This is a genomic window from Streptomyces sp. NBC_01410, assembly GCF_045040195.1.
GTDB lineage: Bacteria > Actinomycetota > Actinomycetes > Streptomycetales > Streptomycetaceae > Streptomyces.
Window position 1 is genome coordinate 4,666,148 of the sequence record NZ_CP109530.1, and the last position, 23,028, is coordinate 4,689,175.

A 23,028-nucleotide genomic window follows, 5' to 3' on the forward strand; every position below is an offset into this window, starting at 1 on the left:
GGGAAAGCGGGATCGCATGAACACGGCAGGGACGGCTGATACGCGCGGCCTCGTGGGCTCGGCAGGATGGAGTCCAGCTGCTCGGGTACACGGCATGGGCACGTCGATCTTCACCGAGATGACGGAGCTGGCGCGGAGTACCGGAGCCGTGAACCTCGGGCAAGGGGTGCCGGAGCTGGCCAGTCCGCCCGCGCTGCTCAAGGGCGTGGCGGACGCGGTGCTCGCGGGCAGCAACCAGTACCCGCCGGCTCATGGATTCCCCGCGCTGCGCGAGGCCGTCGCCGCTCATCAGCTGCGGCGGTACGGCCTCGACTACCGGCCGCAGGGGGAGGTGCTGGTGACGACGGGCGCGACGGAAGCCCTCGCCGCGGCCCTCCTGGCGCTCTGCGATCCCGGCGACGAGGTCATCGCCTTCGACCCCTGCTACGACGCCTACGCCGCCGACGCCCGCCTCGCCGGGGCCCGGCTGGTCGCCGTTCCCCTCGTCCTGGACGGCGACGGGTTCGCCCTCGACGTGGACGCGCTGCGCGCGGCCGTTTCCCCGCGTACCCGGGTGCTGATCCTCAACACCCCGCACAACCCCACGGGCATGGTCTTCAGGGCCGAGGAACTCGAAGCCGTCGCGGACGTGTGCCGTGAACACGCGCTGACGGTGATCACGGACGAGGTCTACGAACACCTCGTCTACAACGACGGCGCGCGCCATCGGTCCATTGCCGCTCTGCCGGGGATGCGGGAGCGCACGGTGGTCGTCTCCTCGGCGGGCAAGACCTTCAACACGACGGGCTGGAAGGTCGGTTGGGTCTGCGGACCCGCGCCGCTCGTGGCCGCGGTGGGCGCGGCCAAGCAGTTCCTGACGTACGCCTCGGGTACCCCGTACCAGGAAGCGCTGGCGCAGGCACTCGGCTCGGTGGAGGAATGGGCGGCCGGTCTGCGCGACACGCTGCGCGCGCATCGCGACCTGCTGAGCGACGGCCTGGCGGAGGCCGGACTGCTGCCCTTCCGTGCGGATGCCGGCTATTTCGTGCAGGCGGACGTGCGGCCGTGGGGATACACGGACGGGGTCGAGTTCTGCCGGAGGCTGCCGGAGCGCGCGGGTGTCGTGGCCATCCCGACGTCGGCGTTCTACCTGAGCGCGAACGCTCCGGCCTGGCTGGTCCGCTTCTCGTTCTGCAAGCGCGAGGACTCGATCCGCAAGGCCGTCGACCAGCTGATCAGCGCGCGCTGATCGCAGCCGGGCTGTGCCGCACCCGGAAAGGCCGCCACTCGCGTTGCGCCGCGCGGCCCGGTCCGGGCATGTATCGCCGCAGAGGACTTCGCGGTGTTAGAAAGGCAATGTGGTCAAACGCTCCGACCGATTCCGGAGCGCACCGGTTCGGTCACTGACCGACAAGCACCCCCGGAGCGTTGCGGGGCAGGTCTTCACCCTGCAGGTGGCCGTGGTGGTGCTGCTTGTGGCGGCCGCGGTGGTCGCGCTTGTGCTGCAGTCCCGCTACGACAGCAGCTCGGAGGCGAAGCGCCGCTCCATCGCCGTGGCGCAGACGTTTGCGAACTCACCGGGTGTTCTGGCTGCGCTGAAGACCCCTGATCCCTCCAAGGTGCTGCAGCCCGTCACCGAGGCGGGGCGCAAGGCTGCCGGCGTCGACTTCATCGTGGTGATGGACACGAAGGGGATCCGCTACACGCATCCCCAGCCGGGCCGGATCGGCAAGAGGTTCGTCGGCACCATCGAGCCGTCGCTGGCCGGCCGCGTGTACACCGAGAGCGTCCATGGCCCGCTCGGCCACGAGGTCCAGGCGACCGTCCCCGTCTACGACCTCAAGGGCAATGTCGTGGCCCTGGTGTCCGCCGGCCTGAAGGTCAAGAACGTGACCAGCGTGGTGGACAGACAACTGCCGATCATCCTTGGTGCCGGAGCGGCCGCGCTCGCCGTCGCCACAGCCGGGACGGCGCTGGTGGCCAGGCGGCTTCGGCGGCAGACCCACAGTCTGGGCCCGACCGAGATGACCCGCATGTACGAGCATCACGACGCCGTGCTGCACTCCGTCCGCGAGGGTGTGCTCATCGTCGACAACGACGGTCAGCTGCTGCTCGCGAACGACGAGGCCAGGCGGCTGCTGGACCTGCCGCCCGACGCCGAGGGGCGGCACATCTCGGAACTGCCCAGCCTTGATCCCCCCACCGTGGAACTGCTGACCTCGGGCCGCGTGGCCACGGACGAGGTGCACCTGGCCGGGGAGCGGTTGCTTGCGGTGAACCAGAGGCTCACGGATCGTCACGGCGGCCCCGAGGGGACGGTCGCGACCTTGCGTGACTCCACGGAGCTGCGGGCGCTGTACGGCAAGGCGGAGGTGGCCCGCGAGCGGCTGAAACTGCTGTACGACGCCGGTCTGGGCATCGGTACCACCCTCGACGTGGTGCGTACGGCCGAGGAACTGGCGAAGGTCGCGGTCCCCCGGTTCGCCGACTTCGTCACCGTCGATCTTGCCGACCCGGTCCTGCGAGGGGAGGAGCCGAATGGTGGCGCGGACATGCGCCGCACCGCGGTCCACGGCATCCGGGACGACCATCCCCTCTACGAACTCGACCGCCTGATCGACTTCGTCCCCTCCACACCGCAGGCACGCGGTCTCGGCAGCGGCCTCTCGGAGCTGGTTCCTGACCTGGCCGACGCGTCCGGCTGGCATGCCCAGGACCCGGAGCGGACACGGATGATCGTCGACTACGGCATCCATTCGCTCATCACGGTGCCCCTCCAGGCGCGGGGCGTCATCCTCGGCATGACCAACTTCTGGCGCTCGGAGAAGCCCCAGCCCTTCGAGGAGGACGACCTGTCCCTGGCCGAAGAACTGGTCGCCCGGGCGGCGGTCAGCATCGACAACGCCCGCCGCTTCACCCGTGAGCACACCCTCGCCGTCGCCCTGCAGCGCAGCCTGCTGCCGCGGGCCCTGCCCGAGCAGAGCGCCCTCGATGTCGCCCACCGCTACCTGCCCGCGCTGTCCGGGGTGAGTGGCGACTGGTTCGATGTGATCCCGCTTCCCGGCAGTCGCGTGGCGCTGGTCGTCGGGGACGTCGTCGGCCACGGCCTGCACGCGGCCGCCACGATGGGTCGGCTGCGCACGGCGGTGCACAACTTCTCCACGCTCGACCTGCCGCCCGACGAAATCCTCAACCACCTCGACGATGTGGTCGGGCGGATGGACCAGGAGGAGGAGGGGGCGACCGCGGGTGCGGGGGTCATGGGCGCCACCTGTCTGTACGCGATCTACGATGCTGTCTCCCGCCGCTGCACCATGGCGCGGGCCGGGCACCCCCTGCCCGCGCTGGTCCACCTCGACGGCAGTGTGTCGTTCCCCGATCTTCCGGCCGGGCCGCCGCTGGGCCTCGGCGGTATGCCGTTCGAGACCGCCGAGCTGGAACTGGCGGAGGGCACGCAACTCGTCCTGTACACCGACGGGCTCATCGAGGACCGCACCCGGGACATCGACGTGGGGATCGAGATGCTGCGCAAGGCACTGGAGTCCCATCCCGACCGGTCGCCGGACGCGAGCTGTCAGGCGGTGCTGGACGCGCTCCTGCCCAGTCGGCCGAAGGACGACGTGGCGCTGCTCATCGCCCGCACCCGGGCGATCCGGCCCGACCACGTCGCCTGCTGGGACGTGCCGCTGGATCCCGCCGCCGTCGCAGGGATGCGCGCCGCCGTGGCCGAGAAGCTGGACGACTGGGGTCTGTCCGAGCTCGCGTTCGCCATGGAGCTGGTGCTCAGCGAGCTGATCACCAACGCGATCCGCTACGGCTCCGCACCGGTCACGATGCAGCTGGTCCACGATCGCACCCTGACCTGCGAGGTGGCCGACGGCAGCAGCACCTCGCCCCATCTGCGGTATGCGGCCACGATGGATGAAGGGGGCCGCGGACTGTTCCTCGTCGCGCAGATGGCCGAACGCTGGGGCACCCGCTACACCCCCGAGGGCAAGGTCATCTGGGCGGAGCTGGCGCTGCCCCGGTCCGACGGGAGCGGCGACGCGCTGTAGGCCCTGTCCGGCTTGGACGGCACGGCTTCGGGGGTGTCCGGCGTCCCCTGCGCGGTGACGACGCGGCGAAGCTCTGGAGTTGCTCAACTCAGGTTCGGGGGTTAGGGCCTGCGGGGGTGTTCCGGGGACCCTGCCTGAGCAGGGGAGGAGCTGTCATCGACTGTCGTTGTTTGTCGTCGTTGGCCGCTGTTGGACGGCCCAAGGACGGCCCGGCGGCGGGGCTGCCACTCTCGATGAGAACCCCCGGTGCGGCGCCCTGAGGCTCGTCCGGATGAGGCTTTCTCATGACTGGGCCTGGCTGTACCGAATCGTTGGCCCTAGCCTCACTGAGTGCGAGTTATAGATCACCCTGGTGATAGAACCCTCAGTCTCGCCATACTTATCTCATGGTGGCAGGTGAAGTGCAGCAGGAGCGGGGCCGCGAGGGTGCCTACTTCGCGCAAGCGTGGCTGGAGAGCACTACGCGCGTGAGTGCTCCCTGGATTGTCTACGAAGCGTCACACATGACCACACTGACACTACTGAACGGGAAACATGAATCCTGGGATGTAGCTGGCTACTTTGAGAACGATAAAAAGAATCTTTTCTACGCAGAGATTAAGGCGTATACGAGCGATAGTCAGGGTCCAAAGTATCGCGAATATTTGACTGACTGCTACTCGGCTACGGCCAAAATGATTAAAGATGGCGTAGATCGAGAGTGCGAGTTCATGTGGATAACGTGGCACCCATTTTCGATGGGCGCATGGACGAAATTGTGCAATGCTGAAATTATCCAAGAGGCGGTTGCGGACTATCCGGAGAAGCTGGGAGGGGAGGAGTATGATCCAGAGATCGGAAAGCTTCTGGCTGAAAGACTCTGGCTCATTGTTCTATCGGAGCGCCAAGAAGAGCTGATGATGAAGCGTGAGTATCTAGGTCATATTCGCTCTTTGATTACAAGGGGGGCGTAATTCGTGGATACCATCGACAGTCAGATTCAAAATGCACTCCATCAAACTTCGCCCGAATCGGCGATGCGTGACATTAAGCATGTTGTCGCCCGAGAATTGCAGTCGCTAGATCCGAAGACCGAAATCAAAGCTACTGATTATTTCAACCACACATTCATCCCCGACTTTGTTCTAACCTGGGGATCTGGTGGGCAACGGCCTACCCGTGATGTTTACCTGAGGTTCAGTGTTGATACTCCATTGATTCAGCGGGATCTGGAGAGTCTTCATGAGGAATCTCCAGCTTTCATCTCCATTTCGAGCGGCAGGCGGTCGCTCGATTCAATGGAGACTGAAGTCGTTACTTATGAATATGACGACTGTCTTCTTTCGAGTACTGCGGCCCTAGAGAAAATCTCCAAAGAGAACTCCCGAACTCCAGTAACTCAAATGCTTAAGGCGTCTTTGCTTCAAGGCGGGAAGGGCTACCTAGTCGGTGATTCTGCCGCAGGGGTCCAGCGGGCGGTTTCGCACGCCGATGCGGCGCTTTCGCGGCTTGATGAGACGGAGGTTTCTGCCAGCGTAAGGACACTCAACGAATTCCTTTCGCCATCATTCTCTTCCCGAATTGAACGCGTCATGCAAGTCATTTGGGTCAGCCAAGGAGGAAACACAGAAAGATTCCCAGGAACTCGCGAGTCAGTTGCGGCTCTTTCGTCCGGAGAGCTGACGCAGATCCTTCCCTTCCTGTTGTCCCTAGAGGAGGTGGTCAATAATAGTTTCTGGCGGAATCTTGGTCAGAACCTTGCGATTGAACATCTTCAGGAGCTAGAGCATTGGCGGGGTGGAAAGAATCTGGACCTTTTGGTTAATGCCAATTTGGATCGTATAAAGGCGCGTGGAGCGGCAGTCGACCACGTGCAACCAGACTTGTTTGACGACATGGACGGTCCGCCCTATTGGGAAGTCGTCGACTCGCATCTACACCTGCGATGCGGTGAAGTAGACTTCAAGTTTGTCGATGACAGGCGGAAAATTTCGCACCGCACGGGATTGGATATTGCCCCTCGGTGGTTCGAAATTGAACGCCGACTTGATCGGTACGGAATCGAGGGGATTGAGTTCACCTCTCCCGGAAGTAAAACGCGTATCCGGAGTAGTACCACCGAGGGACTACGCGGTTCGATGGATATGCAGGCGCTTTCCGAGGCTCTCGGAGAGCTAGCTAGGGTCATGGCGGTCGAACTTCGATGGCCGCAGTCTCGTCATAATATCGAGATCGATTTTGACCGCTCAGCAGTAGAGTCCGTGAAAGCAGCGATAAGCCCTCACGTCCTGGCGTACGTAGGGCTCGACCTCCTCTGTCAGTCCTCGGCATCAACGCTGAGAGAGTTTCAGGAGTTTGTTACTGTCGATGAGCAGTTCCCTTGGTGGAGCAATGAAAGAGGCCGCCTAGAGGAAGTTCCTGAGACGCCATGATTGTGCCTATCAAGGTCTCAAGATATGGAGGGATTGGGGCGGGGTGACAGTGGCCATCGCGGAAATACCGGTTCGTCTAGCGCCTGGGTTCCCCATTGCCTTCGGATTTTTTACCGGCGGCAGTGATTAGGGCTGAAAGCAGGGCTGGCGCGTCACCGTCGTACATAAGATGAGGTTCGTCTGCTTTAGGGGGGAAGAATCGCGTGCGGTACCGCTGTAGGTCGCTCTCTGCGAAGTAGATCGAGTTCGGATCATTCTTGTGGAGTTCGTTGCGTTTGCTGATTCTCGCCCACAGCTCATCATGGCTGGCCGCGAGGTAGACAAGCACGGGTGTGGCACCGGCGTCAGTGGCGATGGCTCGCCACTTGTCTCGATCCTCTGGGGTCCAAAAGCCGTGGTCAACGACCACATCGTGCCCCGCTTTGAGTTGTTCGCTCAGTTCGTCCGCCACGTCTTCGAGGACCGGCCGCTCCAGGGTGGGGAAGGTACCCCGAGGGAAGTCCACCCCGTAGACGCCATGCCGGCGGTACATCTCCTCATCTGGGCACAGCCGAACGAACCCGCGGGCTGTGAGCGCGCGGGAAAGGGTGGTCTTACCGGAGCCGGGAAGCCCGGCCATCAGGACGCAGAAGGGTGGGCGTGGTGGCATCGGTCTCGTCAAGGTCTGGGCGATGACTTCTATCTCTGCTTCGGCTTCAGGCGTGATTGTGCCAGTCCTGCGGGCCACGAGCAGCGTTCCTAGGCGGTCTTCCAGCACGCTCACGAGCGTGTCATCCAGGACCGTCACGGGGAGACCTCCGATTCCGTGCGCCATGTACGGCCCGGACCTCCGAGGTCCACGCCGTACTCAACGATGTTGCCTTCGGTGTCAACGAACTTTGCTGTCATCACGACTACCGGCTCCGCCAGTGGGTTATCGGGGTCAAGCTCCAAGAGCCGTGCGTACTCCGGCGTAAGGAGGTGTGCGGAAGCGGTGTCGATCCGATGGCTGATCGGGTGGCCGGTCACCTGAGTGATGAGCTGGAGCGACGTTCCGCCCGTCAGTCGCTCGCTCGCTGCTAGCTGAGGGATCAGCTTCCCGTATCGCGCAGGAATCCAAGACGTGCTGTGGGCGACGATGCCGTGTCGGTCCCTGTAGACCCGGCTACGGCGGACAACGTCAGCCCCCGGCTCGATGTCCAGCGCTTGAGCTACTTCGGCGGGGGCAGAAACCACGGCCGCCTCATGCGAGTCGGATCGCTCGCCTTGGCCCCAACTGGACCCGGTTCGGCGTCCCCGGTCCTGGCGCTGAGACCCCGACGACATCGACGCCGGCCGGTCCAACACCTCGGTCCCGATGCCGTGGATGCCGCGAACAAGACCCTCGTTGCGCAACTTGCGTAGGGCCTTCTCGGCCGTCGCAGTGCTCACCTTCCACTCTTCCGCGAGGTTCTTGATGCTCGGCAAGAGAGCCCCCGGCTGTAGCTGACCAGACGCGATCAGCTCCGTGTAGTGGGCGGCAATCTTCGCGTACGGGGCCCGATTGTCGGCCTGGCCTGCCATGTCGTGTGCTCCTTGTCGTCACTTCCCTGAGGTTCCCTAGCTTACCGCTTGACACCGCAGGGAACCCTAGGGAACCTTAGGGATGTGCCCGGAGGAAAGCCCGGAGGGGTGAGTACGAAGTGAGCACGCATTGATTGAGAACTGAACAGAGTGCCGATCCAGTCGCCTGACCACGGGCGGTCGATGGGTCGTAGTGAGCCCGAGTGCTCACGGTCCTTGACGCCCGGTTGCCGGGCGCCGGGGGCCGTGTCTGCTCGGCAGGCAGATCAATTCATCAACGGCGCGCGGCCCCGGTGCTGGAACACCGGGGCCGCTGTTCGGGCCGATCCCCCTGTGAGAGGAACCACGACCCATGAAGCACATCGGTGCTGTTCAGGCGGTTGTTACCGCCGACGTTTTTGACCGTGAGCCGTCGGCTGCGGAGCTGGACGCGATCGAGCAGGAAATGCCCGTGATCCGGGCGGAAGTCGAGTTGCTGGACGCGCAGATCATCGCGCTGGACCGGACGCCGAACGAGGTGGACACCCGGCGTATCCGCCGGGCCCGCCGCAAGGTGCTGGCCGCCCGCCTCGCGGTGGCCAACCTGACCACGATGCGCATCCCGGGGGTGGGCGCGTGAGCACCCCTCAGACTCTCGCCGCCGCGCATGCAGAGGTGAAGGCGGAGATCGCGCGGACCGACACGAAGACGGGTCTGCTGCTGGCGTTTGTCGGCGCGGTGCTCGCCGGATCGTGGACGGTTGCCAAGGACGTGCCCCTGACCGTTCCCGCCTACGTTGCGGGCGGCCTCGGTATGGGGGTGCTGGTCGTGGCGGCGGGTCTGCTGCTGCGGTCGGTTCGCCCGAACCTGCGGGGCCGGCACGGCTTCCCGCTGTGGGCCACCCTCACCGCCAACCAGATCACCGCGACCCTGTCGGAGGATCTGAGCGCGGACATCGCCACTCTGTCCCGTATCGCGCTGGTCAAGTTCACCGGCCTGCGCCGCGCGGTCGACCTCACCTGCGCAGGTGGCGCGCTGCTCGTCCTGGCCGCGTTGCTCGCCCTCGGGGGTGCGGCATGAGTGTCTGCCTCGCGAGGCTGCTGAACAGGGTGGGGGATCTGTTCACGTCCCACTCGGCACCGCTCACGGTGGGGCCGGACAACGGTGACACCGAGGAGTGGATGGGGGAGCGGTTCATAGGGGAGCCGGGCGACCTCGACAACGAGGGGGTGCCGGAATGAACGCCGTTCATATCCGTTCAGCCGAGCGTGCGCTGTCGGTCGGCACGTGGCCGCTCGCTGCCGCGCACACCCCGGACCGGTGGGACTGGACCGCACCCATCCTTCCCCTGGTCGTGGACGCGGCCGTGGTCATCGTGGTCCGGCTGGACGCGGTGCTCGCCCGGCTGGGGGGTAACGGCGGCCGGTGGCCCATCGCGCTGCGGTGGATGACCGGCTGCATGACCCTCGCCCTGAACGTCGCGGACTCCGCGCTCAAGAATGACCTGGTGGGCGTGGCCGTGCATGCGGTCGCGCCGCTGCTGCTGATCGTCACGGCAGAGACCGGACTCGCCTACCGGCGCGCCATCACGGCTGCCGTGGTGGAGCTGGAGGCCAAGCAGCACGCCGAGCGGGAAGCCCGTGAACGCGCCGCGATCGAGCGGCGTGACGAGTCGGCGCGGCGGGCCCGCGAGGAGCGCGAGCATGCGGCGGCGCTGGTGCGTGAACAGCGTGAGCACGAAGCTCTGATGGTTCGTGAACAGGCCGAGCGGGAGGCCGCTGCACGGCGCGAGGAACGCGAGCGCGAACAGGTCCGGGAGGCTGCCGAGCGGGCTGAGCATGAACGCTCGGAGCGCGAGCGTGAACAGTCCCGGCGCGAGCGTGAACGCCGTGAACGCGAGGCCGCTGAACGCGCTGAGCGGGAGCGGACCGAGCGGGAGGAGCGGGCCGCGCGTGAACGCGCGGCGCTGCTGTCCGCCGGTCCTGCCACGGACAAGCTGCCCGAGGACGAGGCGCGCGCCATCGTGGCCGCCGCCCACGGTGAGGGCATGTCGGTGCGGACCGCTGCGGAGTTGTGCGGCTGGTCGGTGGGCTGGGTCTCGACCCGGTACGCCGAACTGCGCGGCCCCGTCAACGGCACCCCGGTCGACCTCGCCGGTACGGGCCGCTGATGCCCACCCCGCTCGCCAGTGGCTCACTGCCGGTCTACCGGTGGCGGCTCGCCCCTGACGGTCTGGCCACTCGGCGGCAGCTCCGTTCGATGGGGCTGCGTCCGGGGGGTCAGGACGTGGCCGCCGAACTCCAGCGTCCCCGCCGACGGCGGGGCCCACTGGTCGCCTACCTCTACCGCATCGACTGCGCGAAGCCTGTCCGGCCGATGACCCCGGCCCGCCGGGCGGCGCTCGCCCGGGCCAACCGTGCCCGGCGGATCTGCCCCACCTGCCGGCGTGATGCCGGATACGTCATCCCCACCTCGCTCGGTGCCTGCGTTCCCTGCACCGACACCCCACCTGACCTGTGGAAGGAGTCCTGATGGCTCACCGTGATCCGCCGGGGATCATCGCCCCGCACATACCCGCCGACGTCTACCGCCGTGCCGAAGCCACCGGGCAGCCGGTCGTCATCGTCGTGCACACCACCGATCAACAGGGGCGCCCGCTGCGCCACTACCTGTTCCCGATCGTCATCGCGGGCGCGGGAGTTGTGGGGGTGTTCGGTCTGGTGGCCGCGTTCCTCGCGCTGCTCGACTTCGCCGCCCACACCGCCGCTGCGGTCGGTGGCGCCGCCGGGACCCTCGGCATCGGCGGCATCACCCTCCGCCTCACCCACCCCAAGGACTGAACGGAACGGTCCTCGTTCGCCGGTAAGAGGGCGGGAGCCGTAGGCGGCCCGCAGGGCGCCCCGACCCCCTTCCGTGTGGGGCGAGAACCCCCGCTCCGCGTACGGCCGTTCAGGGCCTCGTGAGGGGGTTGCACGGCCGGTTTTCCGCCGCCTCTACGCGAGCGTGCGCGTAAGGCCCCCACCCCTCCCCAACGCTCAACTCTGCAACGTCGCAGGTCATATGCGGTTGCAGGGGTTCAACCGGTGCTGTTGACGCAACCGACAGCGCCGACCCCTGCAACTCGGGCGGGCCGGTGACGCCACGCAACGGCGCACCGGCCCTCATCCACGGTCTTGGAGGACCCTTTCGTGGACTGGAAACAAGCATGGTCGACCACCACCAACACCACCAACAGCGCGTTGGATTCGCTCGCCCCCGTCTGTGTTCCGTTCGCTGTCCGCTGGGATCTTGAGGCGGACCGTCGGGACAAGCTGCGCACGCCGGAACACTTGAAGGCTCTGATGGCCGCGCAGAAGGAGCACAACGCCGCGCGGTCCACACAGGCCACAGCCAAGTCGCAGCAACTCACCGCGCGCGCCGCGTCGAACAATCCGTTCGCGGCCGGTCGCCGTGCGGCGCGGGTGGCGAGCAAGGCAGCCGCGCGGCACGAGCGCGACACCCGCGCCAAGCTCAAGGCCGCGCGGGTGAACTACCCGAGCACGCTCAAGGCTCGCGCGATTCAGGCGCACTCGGTGCACGCCGTGCCCAGCGTCGTCGCGTCTGCGTTCATGTCCACCGCGCACCTGACCGTCTGGCCTGCCGCCACCTCCGCTCTGCTGATCGGGGCGAACGTGGCAGCTCTCGCGCTCGGGCGGCGCACACTGCGCGTGCCGGTGGATGAGTCGCTGTCGCTGGAAGAGCGTCAGCTCATGGAGCGTCTTGACCCGTCGCACTGGGTGGAGCACGCGCCTGATCGTGGCCTGTCCGGCACGGTCACCACACCTCCCGCCATGGAGCCGGGTGGCATCCGGTGTGAGATCCGTCTGGACGGGACGTGGACGGTCAAGACGCTCGCGGACAAGGCCGACTCGGTCCGTGCGCTGCTGGGCGCCCGCACCGCGCTGCGCATACGGATCACGTCCGCCTCGCGCGGCGGGTGGGCCGTCCTGACCCTGGCCACCCGCTCCGCAGCCGCGGGCGTCTCCTCGCTGTGGACCCCGGACCGCATCCCGTCCGACCCGCTCGCCATGAGCCTCGGTCTGGACACGGAGACCGGTGATGAGGTCCTGATCCCGTTCGACGAGCGGCTGTTGGTGTCCGGCGCGTCCGGCACCGGCAAGTCCTGGTCGTTCCGTCCGCTGATGGGGACCGCGCACCTGCGCGGTGACCTGCTGCTCATCGATGGCAAGGGCGAAGAGGCCAACATCTGGGAGCCGGTCTGCCGCGTCGCTGTGGAACGTGACGACATCACGGATGCCGTGGACGAGGCGCATGCGGAGATGACCCGCCGCAAGGTCGACATGAAGAAGCGCGGCATCAGTGTGTGGGACGGCCGTCAGCTCACCGTCGTCGTGGACGAGGGACAGGTGATCCTGGCCCTGATCACCAAGGACAAGGACCGGCTGCAACGGCTGATCGAACTGTCCTCGCTCGGTCGCTCGCGCGGTGTCGTCCTGTGGTGGGCAACCCAGTACCCGCTCACCGATGGCAGTGCGCCGGGCGTGCACAAGCTGATCGCACCGAACCTCCTCTCCCGGTTCTCGCTGCGGGTGGCCGGCACGACACAAGCCCAGGTCGCCCTGGACGACTGCGCGCACTACGCCCCGCACCAGATCCCCGACGGCCGCGAGTACCGAGGGCACGGCTACCTCAAGGGCTACGGCCCGCGCATGCTCCGCACCTGGACCCTCGACGACGCGGGCGTACGCGCACTGCCCACGTCGATCTGGACCCCCGCCCAGACAACCGGCGAGCAGTCGCCGCGACCGCTGCACCTGGTCAAGGAGACGGCCGCACCGTCGGGGGCGGCGTCCAACCGGGACAAGGTGCTGGCCGCTGTGCAGTCCGGTGCCCGGACGGCCAAGGACGTGGCCGACGCGACCGGCCTCAACAAGGGCACCGTCTCCCGCGAAATCAAAACCCTCACCACCAGCGGAGCCCTGCACCGGACCGCCGACGGCAGGCTCCTGCCCGGCCAGCAAGCGGCCTGACCACTCCAGCGGAATGACAACGGCGGCCCCAATCCGACCAAGAGCCGGGGCCGCCGCCAATCCAGCACGTCTAGGAACTGGAGACCTCCAGCATGACCCAACCGACCGACATTCGGCGAGACCTCCTGGCTACGGCTCTTTCGCTGGCAGCCTCCGGGGTGCCTCCGCTGCCGTTACGAGCGGGGAAGGTGCCGTTCGGGAACTGCCGCACCTGCGCCAAGAACGCCTGTGGTGGCCGGCCGAATATGAAGACCCCCGGCCCTTGCACCTGCCCGTACCCGTGCCACGGCTGGGCCGCCGCCACTACCGACCCCGGCGTCATCGACTCGCCGTCGTGGGCGTGGGCGTGGCGGGAAGCGGCGGGCGTGGCATACCACCCTGGCGGCGCCGGTCTCACCGTCGTGGACCTGGACAACGCGCAAGCCATGGCGTGGGCCCGTGCGAGTCTGCCCGCTACCCGGATCGTGCCGACGACCCGGGGTGAGCACTGGCTCTATCGGGGCGTCATGCAGGGCGCCAACGGCGTACGCACCGGCGTCGACATCAAGTCGACCATGGCCTACGCCCGGTGGCTCGGGCCCGGTACCGGCACCATGACGGCCGTGCCGGATGTCGTGCGGGCCCTGACCGTGAAGGAGACGGCCACGGTCCGTCCGGTGTCCGTCGCGGTGCCCGCGCTGGCCGGTGGCGGGGAGTGTCCGCACCGCACGCCCACGTATCTGGACCGTGGCATCGCCATGGCGGAGCAGCGCATCACCGAGGCCCGCAGTGCGGTGCACGCGACCGTCTACCGGACGTTCCTCGCGGTGCTGTCCACGCACGGCCGGTGCGGCTGCCTCACCGAGACGCACACCGCCCGGCTGTTCACTGCCGCGCAGGCCAAGGGTGAGACCGCCCGGCACTGCACGGATGCGTGGACCAACGCCCTGACCACGTTGGGACTGAGCCATGTCTGAGGATGAAAAGACTCCCGGCCGCGAAGTCATTACGGACTACGCACAGGCGCACTTCCGCTACTTCCGCACCCCCGACGGAACCGTGTACGCGCAGAAGAACGGGCACCCCGTGGCCCGGCCGATGCGCTCTCAGGGCACGACGGGAAGCCACCGGCAGGAACTCATGGTCGGCTTGTTCAAGGACGGGCGCGGCGTGTTCAACGGGTCGGCGATGAAAGAGGCGTTGGACCTGATCGAAGCCCTCGCGTTGGACGCGGACACGCACGCCGTGAACATCCGGGTTGCCCCTGGGTTCGACGGGGCGACGTGGCTGGACCTGGGCCGCGACGACGGGCAATCCGTCCGTATCCACCCCACCGGATGGGACATCCTCACCCCCGACCCCCGCGAGGTGTGCTGGCGGCGCACCCAGCTCACTGGGGAACTCCCGCTGCCGGTCAAGGACACCGAGGGCAAGGGCATCGACCTGCTGATGCGGCTGTGCAACTTCGCCAACGCCGAAACCGAATGCCTCGCCATCGCCTGGCTGATCGGCTGCCTCGGACCGTCCGTGCCGGTCCCCGCGCCGTTCCTCACCGGCCCGCAGGGTGCAGGCAAGTCCACCGGCGGACGGATGCTTGTCCGCATCATCGAAGGCATGACCGGCGACCTGCGCCGGGCGCCGAAGGATGAGGAGAACCTGATCGCGGCCGTGGCGGCGGGATGGGTGACCGCGCTGGACAACCTCTCTCACATGACGCCGGACCTGTCGGATGCGATGTGCTGCATCGTCACCGGCGCCGAAAGCATCAAGCGGGCCCTGTTCACCGACGGGGACGTGTTCCGCGTCGGCTACCGCCGCCCCCTGCTCCTCACCGGCATCGACGTCGGCGTCATCCGCCCCGACCTCGCCGAACGACTCCTGCCCCTGCGGCTGGAGCGGCCCCGCATCCGGCGCACCGAGGCCGAACTGTGGGCGGACTACGCGGAAGTACTGCCCGTCGTCCTCGGCTCGCTTCTGGACCTCACCGTCAAGGTCCGCGCTGCGGAGGCGGAGACCCCCACCGACCTGCGGATGGCGGACTTCGCCCACCTGTGCGCGCAGTTCGACGCGGCGACCGGTCTCGGGGCCCTGCCCGCGTACCGGGCCAGTCTGGACGACCTGAACGACGACGTGATCGAGGGTGACCTCCTCGCGCAGACCGTCCTCCGGCACGCCGAAACCATCGAGCCGGGCGCCGCGCAGCAGATGACGTCCACCGAGTGGCTGTCCTGCCTCAGCCACCTCTACAGCGGCGACGACGGCCGTCCCCTGCCCAAGGGGTGGCCCACCACCGGCAAAGTCCTCTCCGACCGCCTCAAGCGCCTCCAACCCACCCTCGCCGCCCGAGGTGTCCTCATCGACTCGGGCCGCACCAAAGCGGGCCGCTACCTCGAAATGACCCGCACAGCCGCCCTGACCCTGCCGCCGCACGAACAGACCCGGGCGTTCTGACCCGCAACCCGCACGCTCAAGCGAACAGCAAGAGGAGCACGTGCTCCTCTTGCTGTTCGGCGGAACGCCGCCCCAAGGTCGCGCCGCGCAGCGGCTCCTTCTTCGCTCTGTAAGGCGCACCGAACTACTACAGGCAGCCCCTTCTTTGTCCTAAGTAGGAAGACGCTGCGTCACCTGCGTCACCCGAGCCGAAAAACGGCCGTTGACCTGCGCCAACAGCGATGACGCAGACGGCCGCCTCTGCGTCATCCTGCGTCACCTGCGTCACCCGATGACGCAGCCGGTGACGCACCGGTGACGCAGCCCCGAACTGCAGCGTCACCCAAAACAGCAGGTCAGAGCCTCAAGTGACGCTGATGACGCGGTGACGCAGAAATCCGAACCTCGGACAGACACGCCCCGACGTACGACCCTTCGCCCCCGCACGGAGGACCCGCATGCGCATCGCACGTGAACAGTCGGACCCGCGCGCCACGCTCCGCGCTGGGCTGCCGGACCGCTACCTCACCCCCGACGACATCGCCGAAATCTTCGAGGTGCCCAAGGAGACCGTCTACCAATGGCGTCGGAAGCGGATCGGCCCTCCCGGATTCCGCATCGGTAAGCACCTCCGTTACGACCCCGCCGACGTGCTCGCCCACGTGGCCGAACGCAAGAGCACCGACCAAGACGCCGCCTGACCCAACACCCACCGCAGACAGCAGGGAGAGCCGCCGCCCGGCGGCTCTCCCTGCTGCGTGTTGAGAGGACCGCCGCCACATGGCAGGCCACATCCAAGACCGCTGGTTCAAGACCGAGACCAACGCCGACGGCAAGACCGTCCGCGTCAAGAGCGACCGCCACGGCAGCGGCCTGCGCTACCGGGCCCGGTACATCGGCCCCGATGGAACAGAGAAGTCCAAGAGCTTCCCCGACGGACAGAAGCGGCTCGCAGAGAAGTGGCTGAGCGCCATCGAGACGGACATGACGCGCGGGCAGTACACCGACCCCAAGTCCGTGCGGATCACGTTCCAGCAGTACGCCGAGAAGTGGTTGGACAGCAAGACACCCAGCCCGATGACCCGGAAGGAACTCGGCCGGCGCCTGCGGCTGCACATCTACCCGGTGCTCGGTTCCCGTCCAATCGGGACCTTCCGGCCGGAGCACATCAGGGATTTCGTTGCCGCCCTGGAAGCGAAGCCTGGCGTCGGCCCTTCCTACGCCCGGAACATCTTCGCCGACGTTCAGTCGGTCCTATCTGCCGCCGTCGACGACATGCTGTTGTCGCGCAACCCGTGCGGTGCACGGACCGTCCGGCGGCCCAAGCCTGACCCGCATCCCGTAGTCCCGTGGGTGCCCGCCCAGGTGTTCGCCGTTCGCGCGGCCCTTCTGGAGAGGTACCGAGCGATGGTCGACGTCGGCGCCGGATGCGGCCTGCGCCAGGGCGAGGTGTTCGGGCTGGCTGAGGACGCCATCGACACCGACGGGCGCACGCTCCACGTGGTCCGGCAGATCAAACACGTGGAAGGGCACCCGGTATTCGCTCTCCCCAAGGGCGGAAAGAAGCGGGACGTTCCGCTGCCCGGCTCCGTGGCGGAAGCCCTCCGGGCGCATATGGACGCCTTCAAGCCCGTGGAGATCACGTTGCCGTGGGACGTGCCGGAGGGACCGAAGGTGTCCGCCCGGCTGATCTTCACGGCTGAACAAGGGGGCATGGTGTGGCGCAGCAACTTCAACGGCAAGGAGTGGAAGCCCGCTCTCGCGGTCGCGGGCCTCATCCCGCGGGAAACGGATGAGAACGGCAAGTACGATTCGGCGCGCGAACACGGCATGCATGCCCTCCGGCACTTCTACGCCTCCGCACTGTTGGACGCGGGCGAGAACATCAAGGCCGTCAGCGAGTACATGGGGCATGCTGACCCGGGGCTGACGCTGCGGGTGTACGCCCACCTGATGCCCGACAGCCGTCAGCGGGCCCGCCGCGCCATCGACACGGTGTTTCAGCGCGTCTCCAAGGAAGATCACGGCCCACAGACGGCCCAGTGACCGACAGACGGCCCCTGAACTGCCCTTCTGTGCAGGTCAGGGGCCGTTGCCCCGCGAGAAGGCTCTGAAGTTGCTCAAGTCTGCTTTGGGTTCCGGGGGCCGGGGGCATCCCCCTCACACGCAAGAAGCGGTCACGCGACGACGCGGGGAGCTCGCTTCGGGGGATGGAAGGACGGTGAGTGCAGTGCCAACGTTCATCGGGATTCTGATCATCGGGTTCGTGTTCGTCGTGATCATCGCGATGGCCGCCGGTTCCAAGCGGACAAGGAGCGGCAGGGGGCGCCGGAGCAGCGCCGCGGGGGGCGGCAGCTGGTGGGCCGGTGGCGGTGATTCGGGCGGCAGCTCGTGCGGGGGCGGCTCTTCCTGTGGCGGGAGCTCGTCCTGCGGGGGCGGGGGCGGCGGGGGATGCGGTGGCGGAGGCAGCTGACACGGGGCAGCTGGTCCGCGACCACTGAAGGCACCCGGCGGAGCAACTCCCGCCGGGTGCCTTCTTGTTGATGGTCGGCGAGGTGACCTTTGTGGCCGTTCGCAGTTGAACAGTTGAACCGTCAGGCCCCCGGGGGGATGGAAACCCCTGCAAGTTGGGTAAAAATGCTGTGAGCGTCGCTTACTTCATGATTCCCTCGCTGTCGGAACCTTGTTGGAACCATCCAGCCCTCGGACCTGATGTGGACCCGAGCAGGCGCTCCTCCCGGATCTTCTTCAACTCCCCTCAGGGGCGCTGCCGGTCCACGTGTCCACCCGCCGAAGCGTGTTTGCGGAGCCGACCCATGCTCACGACCCTCCATACCGCCTACACAGACACCCGCGCCGACGACCTCGCCTGGGCGCTGGGCCGGGAGCCGCTGCCCGCCCTCGCCGTGCTCGACCTCGAACTGTCCGGAGCGAAGCTCCAGTTGAGGCTGCTCGGCGCCTCGCACCAGGTGCTGCTGGAGGAGGAACAGGGCAGCTGCTCCGAGACCGTCGCCTGTATGCCGGGCAGCAGCACCCCGCTCCCTCTCGGCGTCGCCAAGCGGATCGGGGACTGGGAGTACGAGTTCGCGGCCCGCGTCGAGACGCTGTCGAGCGGCTCCTTCGCCGGGCGCGCGCAAGAGCTCCTCGCACTGGTCGCCGATCACCCTCATGGACTGGCCGGCACCTTTCCCGGATCACCGCACGCGTTCACGGCGATGCTGGCGCAGCGGCTCGACGGCCAGGTGCGGTGGCGCACATGGCACGCCTATCCGCAGGAGGGCCAACTCGTTGTCACCCGAACGCGGGTCGGTGCCCGTATGCCTGCAACGCTGTAGTGAACCCTTGTGGGTGACAAGCCGCACCGTACCCCTGACGTAGCGTTACGAACATGATCGACCGGCCGCCGACCTCACCGCCCCCGTGCGCGGTGCGGCTGCCCGTGCGCCCCGACGCCGGCCGGTATCTGGTGCTCACCGCCGTCTTCGTCTGCGCCGCCTGCGGACTTGTCTACGAGCTCGAACTGGTCGCGCTCGCTTCGTATTTGATCGGCGACTCCGTCACGCAGGCGTCCGTCGTCCTGTCGGTGATGGTCTTCGCCATGGGTGTCGGCTCGCTTCTCGCCAAGCGGTTGCGCTGCCGGGCCGCGGTCGGATTCGGTGTGCTGGAGACCGTGCTCGCCCTGGTCGGCGGCTGCTCGGCGATGGTGCTGTACGCCGCGTTCGCCTGGATCGGCGAGTCCCGCTTCGTGCTGGTGGGCTTCTCGCTCGCCATCGGCGTGCTGATCGGCGCGGAGATCCCCCTGCTGATGTCCCTGATCCAGCGCATCTCCCGGCGCGACGCCGAGGGCACGGTCGCGGACCTGTTCGCCGCGGACTATGTGGGTGCCCTGGTCGGCGGGCTCGCCTTCCCGTTTCTGCTGCTGCCCTGGCTGGGGCAGCTCACGGGCGCGCTGTTGACGGGAGCCGTCAACGCGGTGGCGGGCGGCTCGCTCGTACTGTGGCTTTTCCGGCGGGATCTGACGGCGCGTTGGCGCGGCTGGCTGCTCGTCGCCAATGTGATGGTGCTCGCCGTGCTGGCGACCGCGACCGTCATGGCCGACGACTTCGAGCGGGCCGCACGCCGGGCGGTCTACGGCGACGAGGTGCGCGTCGCCGTCCGCACCGGCGTCCAGGAGGTCGTCCTCACCGGCAGCCGTTCGGGGCCGCCGGATCTCTTCCTCGACGGACGGCTGCGGGTCAGCGGGCGGGACGAGTACCGCTACCACGAGGCGCTGGTGCACCCGGCGATGCTGGGGCCGCACGCCCGGGTGCTGATCCTGGGCGGGGGCGACGGGCTGGCCGCGCGCGAGGTGCTGCGCTACCGGGACGTCGAGTCGGTGACCGTCGTCGAACTGGACCCGGGCGTCGTCCGGCTGGCACGCAGCGACCCGGCGCTGGCCGCGCTGAACGGGCACGCCCTGCGCGACGCACGGGTGCGCGTCGTCATCGCGGACGCCTTCACCTGGCTGCGCGTGCCGCGCGGGACGTACGACGTGGTGATCTCGGACCTGCCCGACCCGGGCATCACACGGAGCACGAAGCTCTACTCCCAGGAGTTCTACGGACTTGCCGCGCGGGTCCTCACGGGCGGCGGGCGGCTCGTCGTGCACGCGGGGCGGCCGGGCACGGGCCCGCGCACCTTCTGGACGGTCGACGCGACGCTGCGGGCCGCCGGGTTCCGGAGCCGTCCGTACTGCGCCACCGGGCCGCTCGCCGGTTTCGCGCACGGGGCCGGTCGCTCGGGGCGGGCGGCGGCCGTGCCGCGCGGCTGGGGCTTCCTGCTGGCGGCCGTCGGGTGGGCGCCGCAGCTCGGGCTTGCCTCATCGGCGCCGCCGCTGCGGGCGCTGGACGCGTCCGAGCTGGCGGCAGGGGCCTGGTGTGCGGAGCGTACGAGGCTGCCCGATCTGCCGCCCTCCACGCTGGTGCACCCGCGGTACACCGACTGAGCGGCGCATCGAGTGAGCCGTACACGGACCGAAAAGCAGACGTGGCGGGCGCGTCTGAGTAGGCTCGATCCATGGAGCATGAGGTGTTCGTTCCGGTTCCGGCAGAGACCGTCCGAAAGGCGCTGAGGGACCCCGTCCGGGTCGCCCGTTGTGTGCCGGGGCTCCAACAGGACGCGGACGAGTCCGCGGGCCCGCTCGCCGGCCGGCTGAAGGTACGGATCGGCGGGCACACGATCACCTACCGCGGCACCCTGCGCATCGTGGAACGGGGCGAGGTCTTCGCGGTCGAGGGCGACGGCGTGGAGGCGCGCGGCACGGGCTCGGCCAAGGTGAGCCTGACGATCCGGCCGGAGCCTGCCGAGGGCGGCACGACGCTCACTTTTACGGGGACGTCGAGCGCCGAGGGCCGGCTGGCGGAGCTGGAGGACGCGACGACGGCGTCCGCCGCGCACCGGCTCCTCGACCGCTTCGCGGACCGGCTCGCGACGACCGCGGAGGACCCGGCGGTGGAGGACGCGCCGGGCGACGACTCGTCTGCCGACGATGCGGCGGTGGGTGAGACCGCGGTGGAGGAGCAGGACGGCGGCGCCACGGCGCCGACCGCCTTCGACGCGCCCGTGCCGTCGCCCACCCTCGACCCCGCCGCCGACGAGGAGTTCGACGCGGCCGATTTCGACGAGGGCGAGGCGCAGGCTGTTGACGGACCCGAAGAGCCGGAGGAGTTCGTCGAGCTGCCTGAGCTTCCCGTCATCCCCGACGAGCCTCCCGCCGAGGCCGCGCACGCCCGCCGCACCATGATCGGGCGCAGCGCCGAAGAGGTCGACCACGCCCCGCCGCGCGGGCGTTACGCCCCCACGCCCGCCCCCGAAGCCAGTACCGCCGCGGCCACCCTGCGCTGGATCGCGCCCGCCGCTGCGCTCGCGCTCGCCTCCGCCGTGGTCGTCGGCCGGGCGCTGCGCCGCCGCAAGTAGTCACCGCCAGTACTGTCGTGGTGTGAGTAGCGAAGAGAGCGTCCGGCTGGCCGCCGGAGACGTCGAGTTGACCGTCAGTCCGCAGAACGGCTGCCGTGTCGCAAGCCTGAGCATCGGCGGCACCGAGGTGCTGCGCCAGGGCGACCGGTACGGGTGCTTTCCGATGGTGCCCTGGTGCGGCCGTGTCAGGAACGGCCTGTTCCACAACGGCGATGTCGCGCATCAACTGCCGCTCAACTCCCCGCCGCACGCCATCCACGGCACCGGCCGCGACACCGCCTGGCGCACCGCCCGTACGGCCAAGAGCGAGGCGTCCTTCACCTACGACCTCGCCGAGCCCTGGCCGTACACCGGACGGGTCACCCAGACCTTCGAGCTGGCCGAGGACTCGCTGACGCTCGCCATGGGCATCGAGACGTACGACACCTCCTTCCCGGCCCAGGCCGGCTGGCACCCCTGGTTCCGGCGCAACCTCGGAAGCGGCGAGGACGCGCGCGTCGAATTCAGCGCGGCGTGGCAGGAGCAGCGCGGGGAGGACCATCTGCCGACCGGGCAGCGCATCGAGCCCCGGCCCGGGCCCTGGGACGACTGCTTCGGGATGCCCGACGGGGTCTCGGTCACCCTCACCTGGCCCGAGCAGCTGGAGCTGACCGTGGCCAGTCGCGCCGAATGGGTCGTGATCTACGACGAGCAGGCCGAGGCGGTCTGCGTGGAGCCGCAGTCGGGCCCGCCCAACGGCCTCAACACCCACCCCCAGCTCGTCACTCCGATCGAGCCCCTGGAGATCGCGACGACCTGGAGCTGGCGGCGGCTCTAGGTCCTGCCCGGCCGATCAGGCCGGATCAGTGAGCGGGTCTGGTGCGTGCGATCGCAGGCCGGAGGATGGGGGTCCCCCCGCCGAAGGCAGGGGGAGAGCCGACGCGGAGCGTAGGCGACTGACGCAACGCGGCATGGGGGCACCTCCCGTGCCCGAAGGGCTACGGGGGAGTGCGTGCCAGGGCACGCGAGCCCGGCAAGATGGGCTGGGCAGGACCTAAGCTGGCGGGCATGACTGACGTACGTGGTGAGCTGCTCCAGCAGATCAAGGACAAGGCCGTGGTGCACGGCAAAGTGACCCTCTCCTCGGGCATTGAGGCCGACTGGTACATCGATCTGCGCCGGATCACGCTGGACGGCGAGGCCGCGCCGCTGGTCGGACAGGTGATGCTCGATGCCACCGCCGACCTGGACTACGACTGCGTGGGCGGGCTCACCCTGGGCGCCGACCCCGTGGCCACCTCGATGCTGCATGCGTCGGCGGCCCGCGGGCAGCGGCTCGACGCCTATGTCGTACGCAAGGCGGGCAAGGCGCACGGCATGCAGCGCCGGATCGAGGGCACCGACGTCAAGGGCCGCCGCTGCCTGGTCGTCGAGGACGTCTCGACCACCGGCGGTTCGCCGCTCACCGCCGTCGAGGCGGTACGCGAGGCGGGCGGCGAGGTCGTCGCTGTCGCCGTGATCGTCGAGCGGGGCGCGGCGCCGGCCATCGCCGAGGCGGGGCTGCCCTATGTCAACGCCTACTCGCTCGACGAGCTCGGTCTCGCCTGAGACCTGTCCGCGAGCAACTCGTGACCTGGGTCGCGAGAGGTCCTCTGACCTGCGGTGATGACGAGGGGCCGGCTGTTTCAC

Annotated in this window: 22 protein-coding genes; 20 read left to right on the forward strand and 2 right to left on the reverse strand. The window is 68.1% G+C overall.

What is annotated here, in order from left to right:
* The first annotated feature begins 94 nt into the window (after positions 1–94).
* The 4 genes from OG741_RS21410 (at position 95) to OG741_RS21425 (ending at position 6,445) form a co-directional block, all read left to right on the forward strand.
* Entirely contained in the window at positions 95–1,228 is a 1,134-nt protein-coding gene (locus OG741_RS21410; RefSeq protein WP_405600212.1) for an aminotransferase class I/II-fold pyridoxal phosphate-dependent enzyme, read from the forward strand.
* Between the two features lie 154 nt (positions 1,229–1,382).
* On the forward strand, positions 1,383–4,034 hold the full coding sequence (locus OG741_RS21415) for a SpoIIE family protein phosphatase (protein ID WP_405605695.1): 2,652 nt from the start codon (positions 1,383–1,385) through the stop codon (positions 4,032–4,034).
* Between the two features lie 386 nt (positions 4,035–4,420).
* Positions 4,421–4,987, forward strand: coding sequence for a hypothetical protein (locus OG741_RS21420; protein ID WP_405600214.1), 567 nt, complete (start codon positions 4,421–4,423; stop codon positions 4,985–4,987).
* Positions 4,988–4,990: 3 nt separating this feature from the next.
* The gene (locus OG741_RS21425; RefSeq protein ID WP_405600216.1) at positions 4,991–6,445 is read left to right on the forward strand and encodes a hypothetical protein; all 1,455 of its coding nucleotides are present in this window, start codon (positions 4,991–4,993) and stop codon (positions 6,443–6,445) included.
* Between the two features lie 76 nt (positions 6,446–6,521).
* On the opposite strand, the gene OG741_RS21430 is transcribed toward OG741_RS21425, so the two are convergent.
* Positions 6,522–7,232: an AAA family ATPase gene (locus OG741_RS21430; protein WP_405600218.1), complete on the reverse strand. Its 711-nt coding sequence runs from the start codon at positions 7,230–7,232 to the stop codon at positions 6,522–6,524.
* Positions 7,229–7,987 (reverse strand): GntR family transcriptional regulator, encoded by a 759-nt coding sequence (locus OG741_RS21435; protein ID WP_405600220.1) that lies wholly within the window; start codon positions 7,985–7,987, stop codon positions 7,229–7,231. Before OG741_RS21435 ends, OG741_RS21430 begins: the two co-directional genes overlap by 4 nt.
* 352 nt (positions 7,988–8,339) lie before the next feature.
* Here OG741_RS21435 and OG741_RS21440 point away from each other — a divergent pair, with 352 nt between their 5' ends.
* From OG741_RS21440 to pyrE, 16 genes are all read left to right on the forward strand, one after another.
* Positions 8,340–8,606: a DUF6284 family protein gene (locus OG741_RS21440; RefSeq protein WP_405600221.1), complete on the forward strand. Its 267-nt coding sequence runs from the start codon at positions 8,340–8,342 to the stop codon at positions 8,604–8,606.
* Entirely contained in the window at positions 8,603–9,046 is a 444-nt protein-coding gene (locus tag OG741_RS21445) for a Pycsar system effector family protein (RefSeq protein ID WP_405600223.1), read from the forward strand. The genes OG741_RS21440 and OG741_RS21445 overlap by 4 nt, the downstream gene beginning before the upstream one ends.
* Positions 9,043–9,207 (forward strand): hypothetical protein, encoded by a 165-nt coding sequence (locus tag OG741_RS21450; RefSeq protein ID WP_405600225.1) that lies wholly within the window; start codon positions 9,043–9,045, stop codon positions 9,205–9,207. Before OG741_RS21445 ends, OG741_RS21450 begins: the two co-directional genes overlap by 4 nt.
* The gene (locus tag OG741_RS21455; RefSeq protein WP_405600227.1) at positions 9,204–10,136 is read left to right on the forward strand and encodes a DUF2637 domain-containing protein; all 933 of its coding nucleotides are present in this window, start codon (positions 9,204–9,206) and stop codon (positions 10,134–10,136) included. Before OG741_RS21450 ends, OG741_RS21455 begins: the two co-directional genes overlap by 4 nt.
* Complete coding sequence (locus OG741_RS21460; RefSeq protein ID WP_405600229.1) at positions 10,136–10,498, forward strand: RRQRL motif-containing zinc-binding protein; 363 nt, start codon at positions 10,136–10,138, stop codon at positions 10,496–10,498. Before OG741_RS21455 ends, OG741_RS21460 begins: the two co-directional genes overlap by 1 nt.
* Positions 10,498–10,806, forward strand: a complete 309-nt coding sequence (locus OG741_RS21465) for a hypothetical protein (RefSeq protein WP_405600232.1) — start codon at positions 10,498–10,500, stop codon at positions 10,804–10,806. The genes OG741_RS21460 and OG741_RS21465 overlap by 1 nt, the downstream gene beginning before the upstream one ends.
* 348 nt (positions 10,807–11,154) lie before the next feature.
* Positions 11,155–12,996 carry an ATP-binding protein gene (locus OG741_RS21470; RefSeq protein ID WP_405600234.1) on the forward strand — a complete coding sequence of 614 codons (1,842 nt, stop codon included), beginning with the start codon at positions 11,155–11,157 and terminating at the stop codon, positions 12,994–12,996.
* A 92-nt stretch (positions 12,997–13,088) separates the two neighbouring features.
* Positions 13,089–13,952 (forward strand): bifunctional DNA primase/polymerase, encoded by an 864-nt coding sequence (locus OG741_RS21475; protein WP_405600235.1) that lies wholly within the window; start codon positions 13,089–13,091, stop codon positions 13,950–13,952.
* Positions 13,945–15,426: an ATP-binding protein gene (locus OG741_RS21480; RefSeq protein WP_405600238.1), complete on the forward strand. Its 1,482-nt coding sequence runs from the start codon at positions 13,945–13,947 to the stop codon at positions 15,424–15,426. Before OG741_RS21475 ends, OG741_RS21480 begins: the two co-directional genes overlap by 8 nt.
* Positions 15,427–15,863: 437 nt before the next feature.
* Positions 15,864–16,106 carry a helix-turn-helix domain-containing protein gene (locus OG741_RS21485; protein ID WP_405600240.1) on the forward strand — a complete coding sequence of 81 codons (243 nt, stop codon included), beginning with the start codon at positions 15,864–15,866 and terminating at the stop codon, positions 16,104–16,106.
* Positions 16,107–16,185: 79 nt separating this feature from the next.
* A complete protein-coding gene (locus OG741_RS21490; protein WP_405600243.1) occupies positions 16,186–17,451 on the forward strand; it encodes a tyrosine-type recombinase/integrase in 1,266 nt (421 codons plus the stop codon).
* Between the two features lie 770 nt (positions 17,452–18,221).
* Positions 18,222–18,740 (forward strand): DUF2617 family protein, encoded by a 519-nt coding sequence (locus OG741_RS21495; RefSeq protein WP_266480028.1) that lies wholly within the window; start codon positions 18,222–18,224, stop codon positions 18,738–18,740.
* Positions 18,741–18,793: 53 nt separating this feature from the next.
* Positions 18,794–20,389 carry a polyamine aminopropyltransferase gene (locus OG741_RS21500; RefSeq protein ID WP_405600245.1) on the forward strand — a complete coding sequence of 532 codons (1,596 nt, stop codon included), beginning with the start codon at positions 18,794–18,796 and terminating at the stop codon, positions 20,387–20,389.
* A 71-nt stretch (positions 20,390–20,460) separates the two neighbouring features.
* On the forward strand, positions 20,461–21,360 hold the full coding sequence (locus OG741_RS21505; RefSeq protein ID WP_405600246.1) for an SRPBCC family protein: 900 nt from the start codon (positions 20,461–20,463) through the stop codon (positions 21,358–21,360).
* Between the two features lie 22 nt (positions 21,361–21,382).
* A complete protein-coding gene (locus OG741_RS21510; protein ID WP_405600248.1) occupies positions 21,383–22,177 on the forward strand; it encodes an aldose 1-epimerase in 795 nt (264 codons plus the stop codon).
* Between the two features lie 230 nt (positions 22,178–22,407).
* Entirely contained in the window at positions 22,408–22,947 is a 540-nt protein-coding gene (pyrE, locus tag OG741_RS21515; protein ID WP_405600250.1) for an orotate phosphoribosyltransferase, read from the forward strand.
* The last annotated feature ends 81 nt before the right edge of the window (positions 22,948–23,028 follow it).

Coding starts and splice junctions, on each gene's coding strand:
- OG741_RS21410 (WP_405600212.1), top strand. CDS start 95: ATGGGCACGTCGATCTTCACCGAGATGACGGAGCTGGCGCGGAGTACC.
- OG741_RS21420 (WP_405600214.1), top strand. CDS start 4,421: ATGGTGGCAGGTGAAGTGCAGCAGGAGCGGGGCCGCGAGGGTGCCTAC.
- OG741_RS21435 (WP_405600220.1), bottom strand. CDS start 7,987: ATGGCAGGCCAGGCCGACAATCGGGCCCCGTACGCGAAGATTGCCGCC.
- OG741_RS21440 (WP_405600221.1), top strand. CDS start 8,340: ATGAAGCACATCGGTGCTGTTCAGGCGGTTGTTACCGCCGACGTTTTT.
- OG741_RS21450 (WP_405600225.1), top strand. CDS start 9,043: ATGAGTGTCTGCCTCGCGAGGCTGCTGAACAGGGTGGGGGATCTGTTC.
- OG741_RS21455 (WP_405600227.1), top strand. CDS start 9,204: ATGAACGCCGTTCATATCCGTTCAGCCGAGCGTGCGCTGTCGGTCGGC.
- OG741_RS21460 (WP_405600229.1), top strand. CDS start 10,136: ATGCCCACCCCGCTCGCCAGTGGCTCACTGCCGGTCTACCGGTGGCGG.
- OG741_RS21465 (WP_405600232.1), top strand. CDS start 10,498: ATGGCTCACCGTGATCCGCCGGGGATCATCGCCCCGCACATACCCGCC.
- OG741_RS21475 (WP_405600235.1), top strand. CDS start 13,089: ATGACCCAACCGACCGACATTCGGCGAGACCTCCTGGCTACGGCTCTT.
- OG741_RS21480 (WP_405600238.1), top strand. CDS start 13,945: ATGTCTGAGGATGAAAAGACTCCCGGCCGCGAAGTCATTACGGACTAC.
- OG741_RS21485 (WP_405600240.1), top strand. CDS start 15,864: ATGCGCATCGCACGTGAACAGTCGGACCCGCGCGCCACGCTCCGCGCT.
- OG741_RS21490 (WP_405600243.1), top strand. CDS start 16,186: ATGGCAGGCCACATCCAAGACCGCTGGTTCAAGACCGAGACCAACGCC.
- OG741_RS21495 (WP_266480028.1), top strand. CDS start 18,222: ATGCTCACGACCCTCCATACCGCCTACACAGACACCCGCGCCGACGAC.
- OG741_RS21500 (WP_405600245.1), top strand. CDS start 18,794: ATGATCGACCGGCCGCCGACCTCACCGCCCCCGTGCGCGGTGCGGCTG.
- OG741_RS21505 (WP_405600246.1), top strand. CDS start 20,461: ATGGAGCATGAGGTGTTCGTTCCGGTTCCGGCAGAGACCGTCCGAAAG.
- pyrE (WP_405600250.1), top strand. CDS start 22,408: ATGACTGACGTACGTGGTGAGCTGCTCCAGCAGATCAAGGACAAGGCC.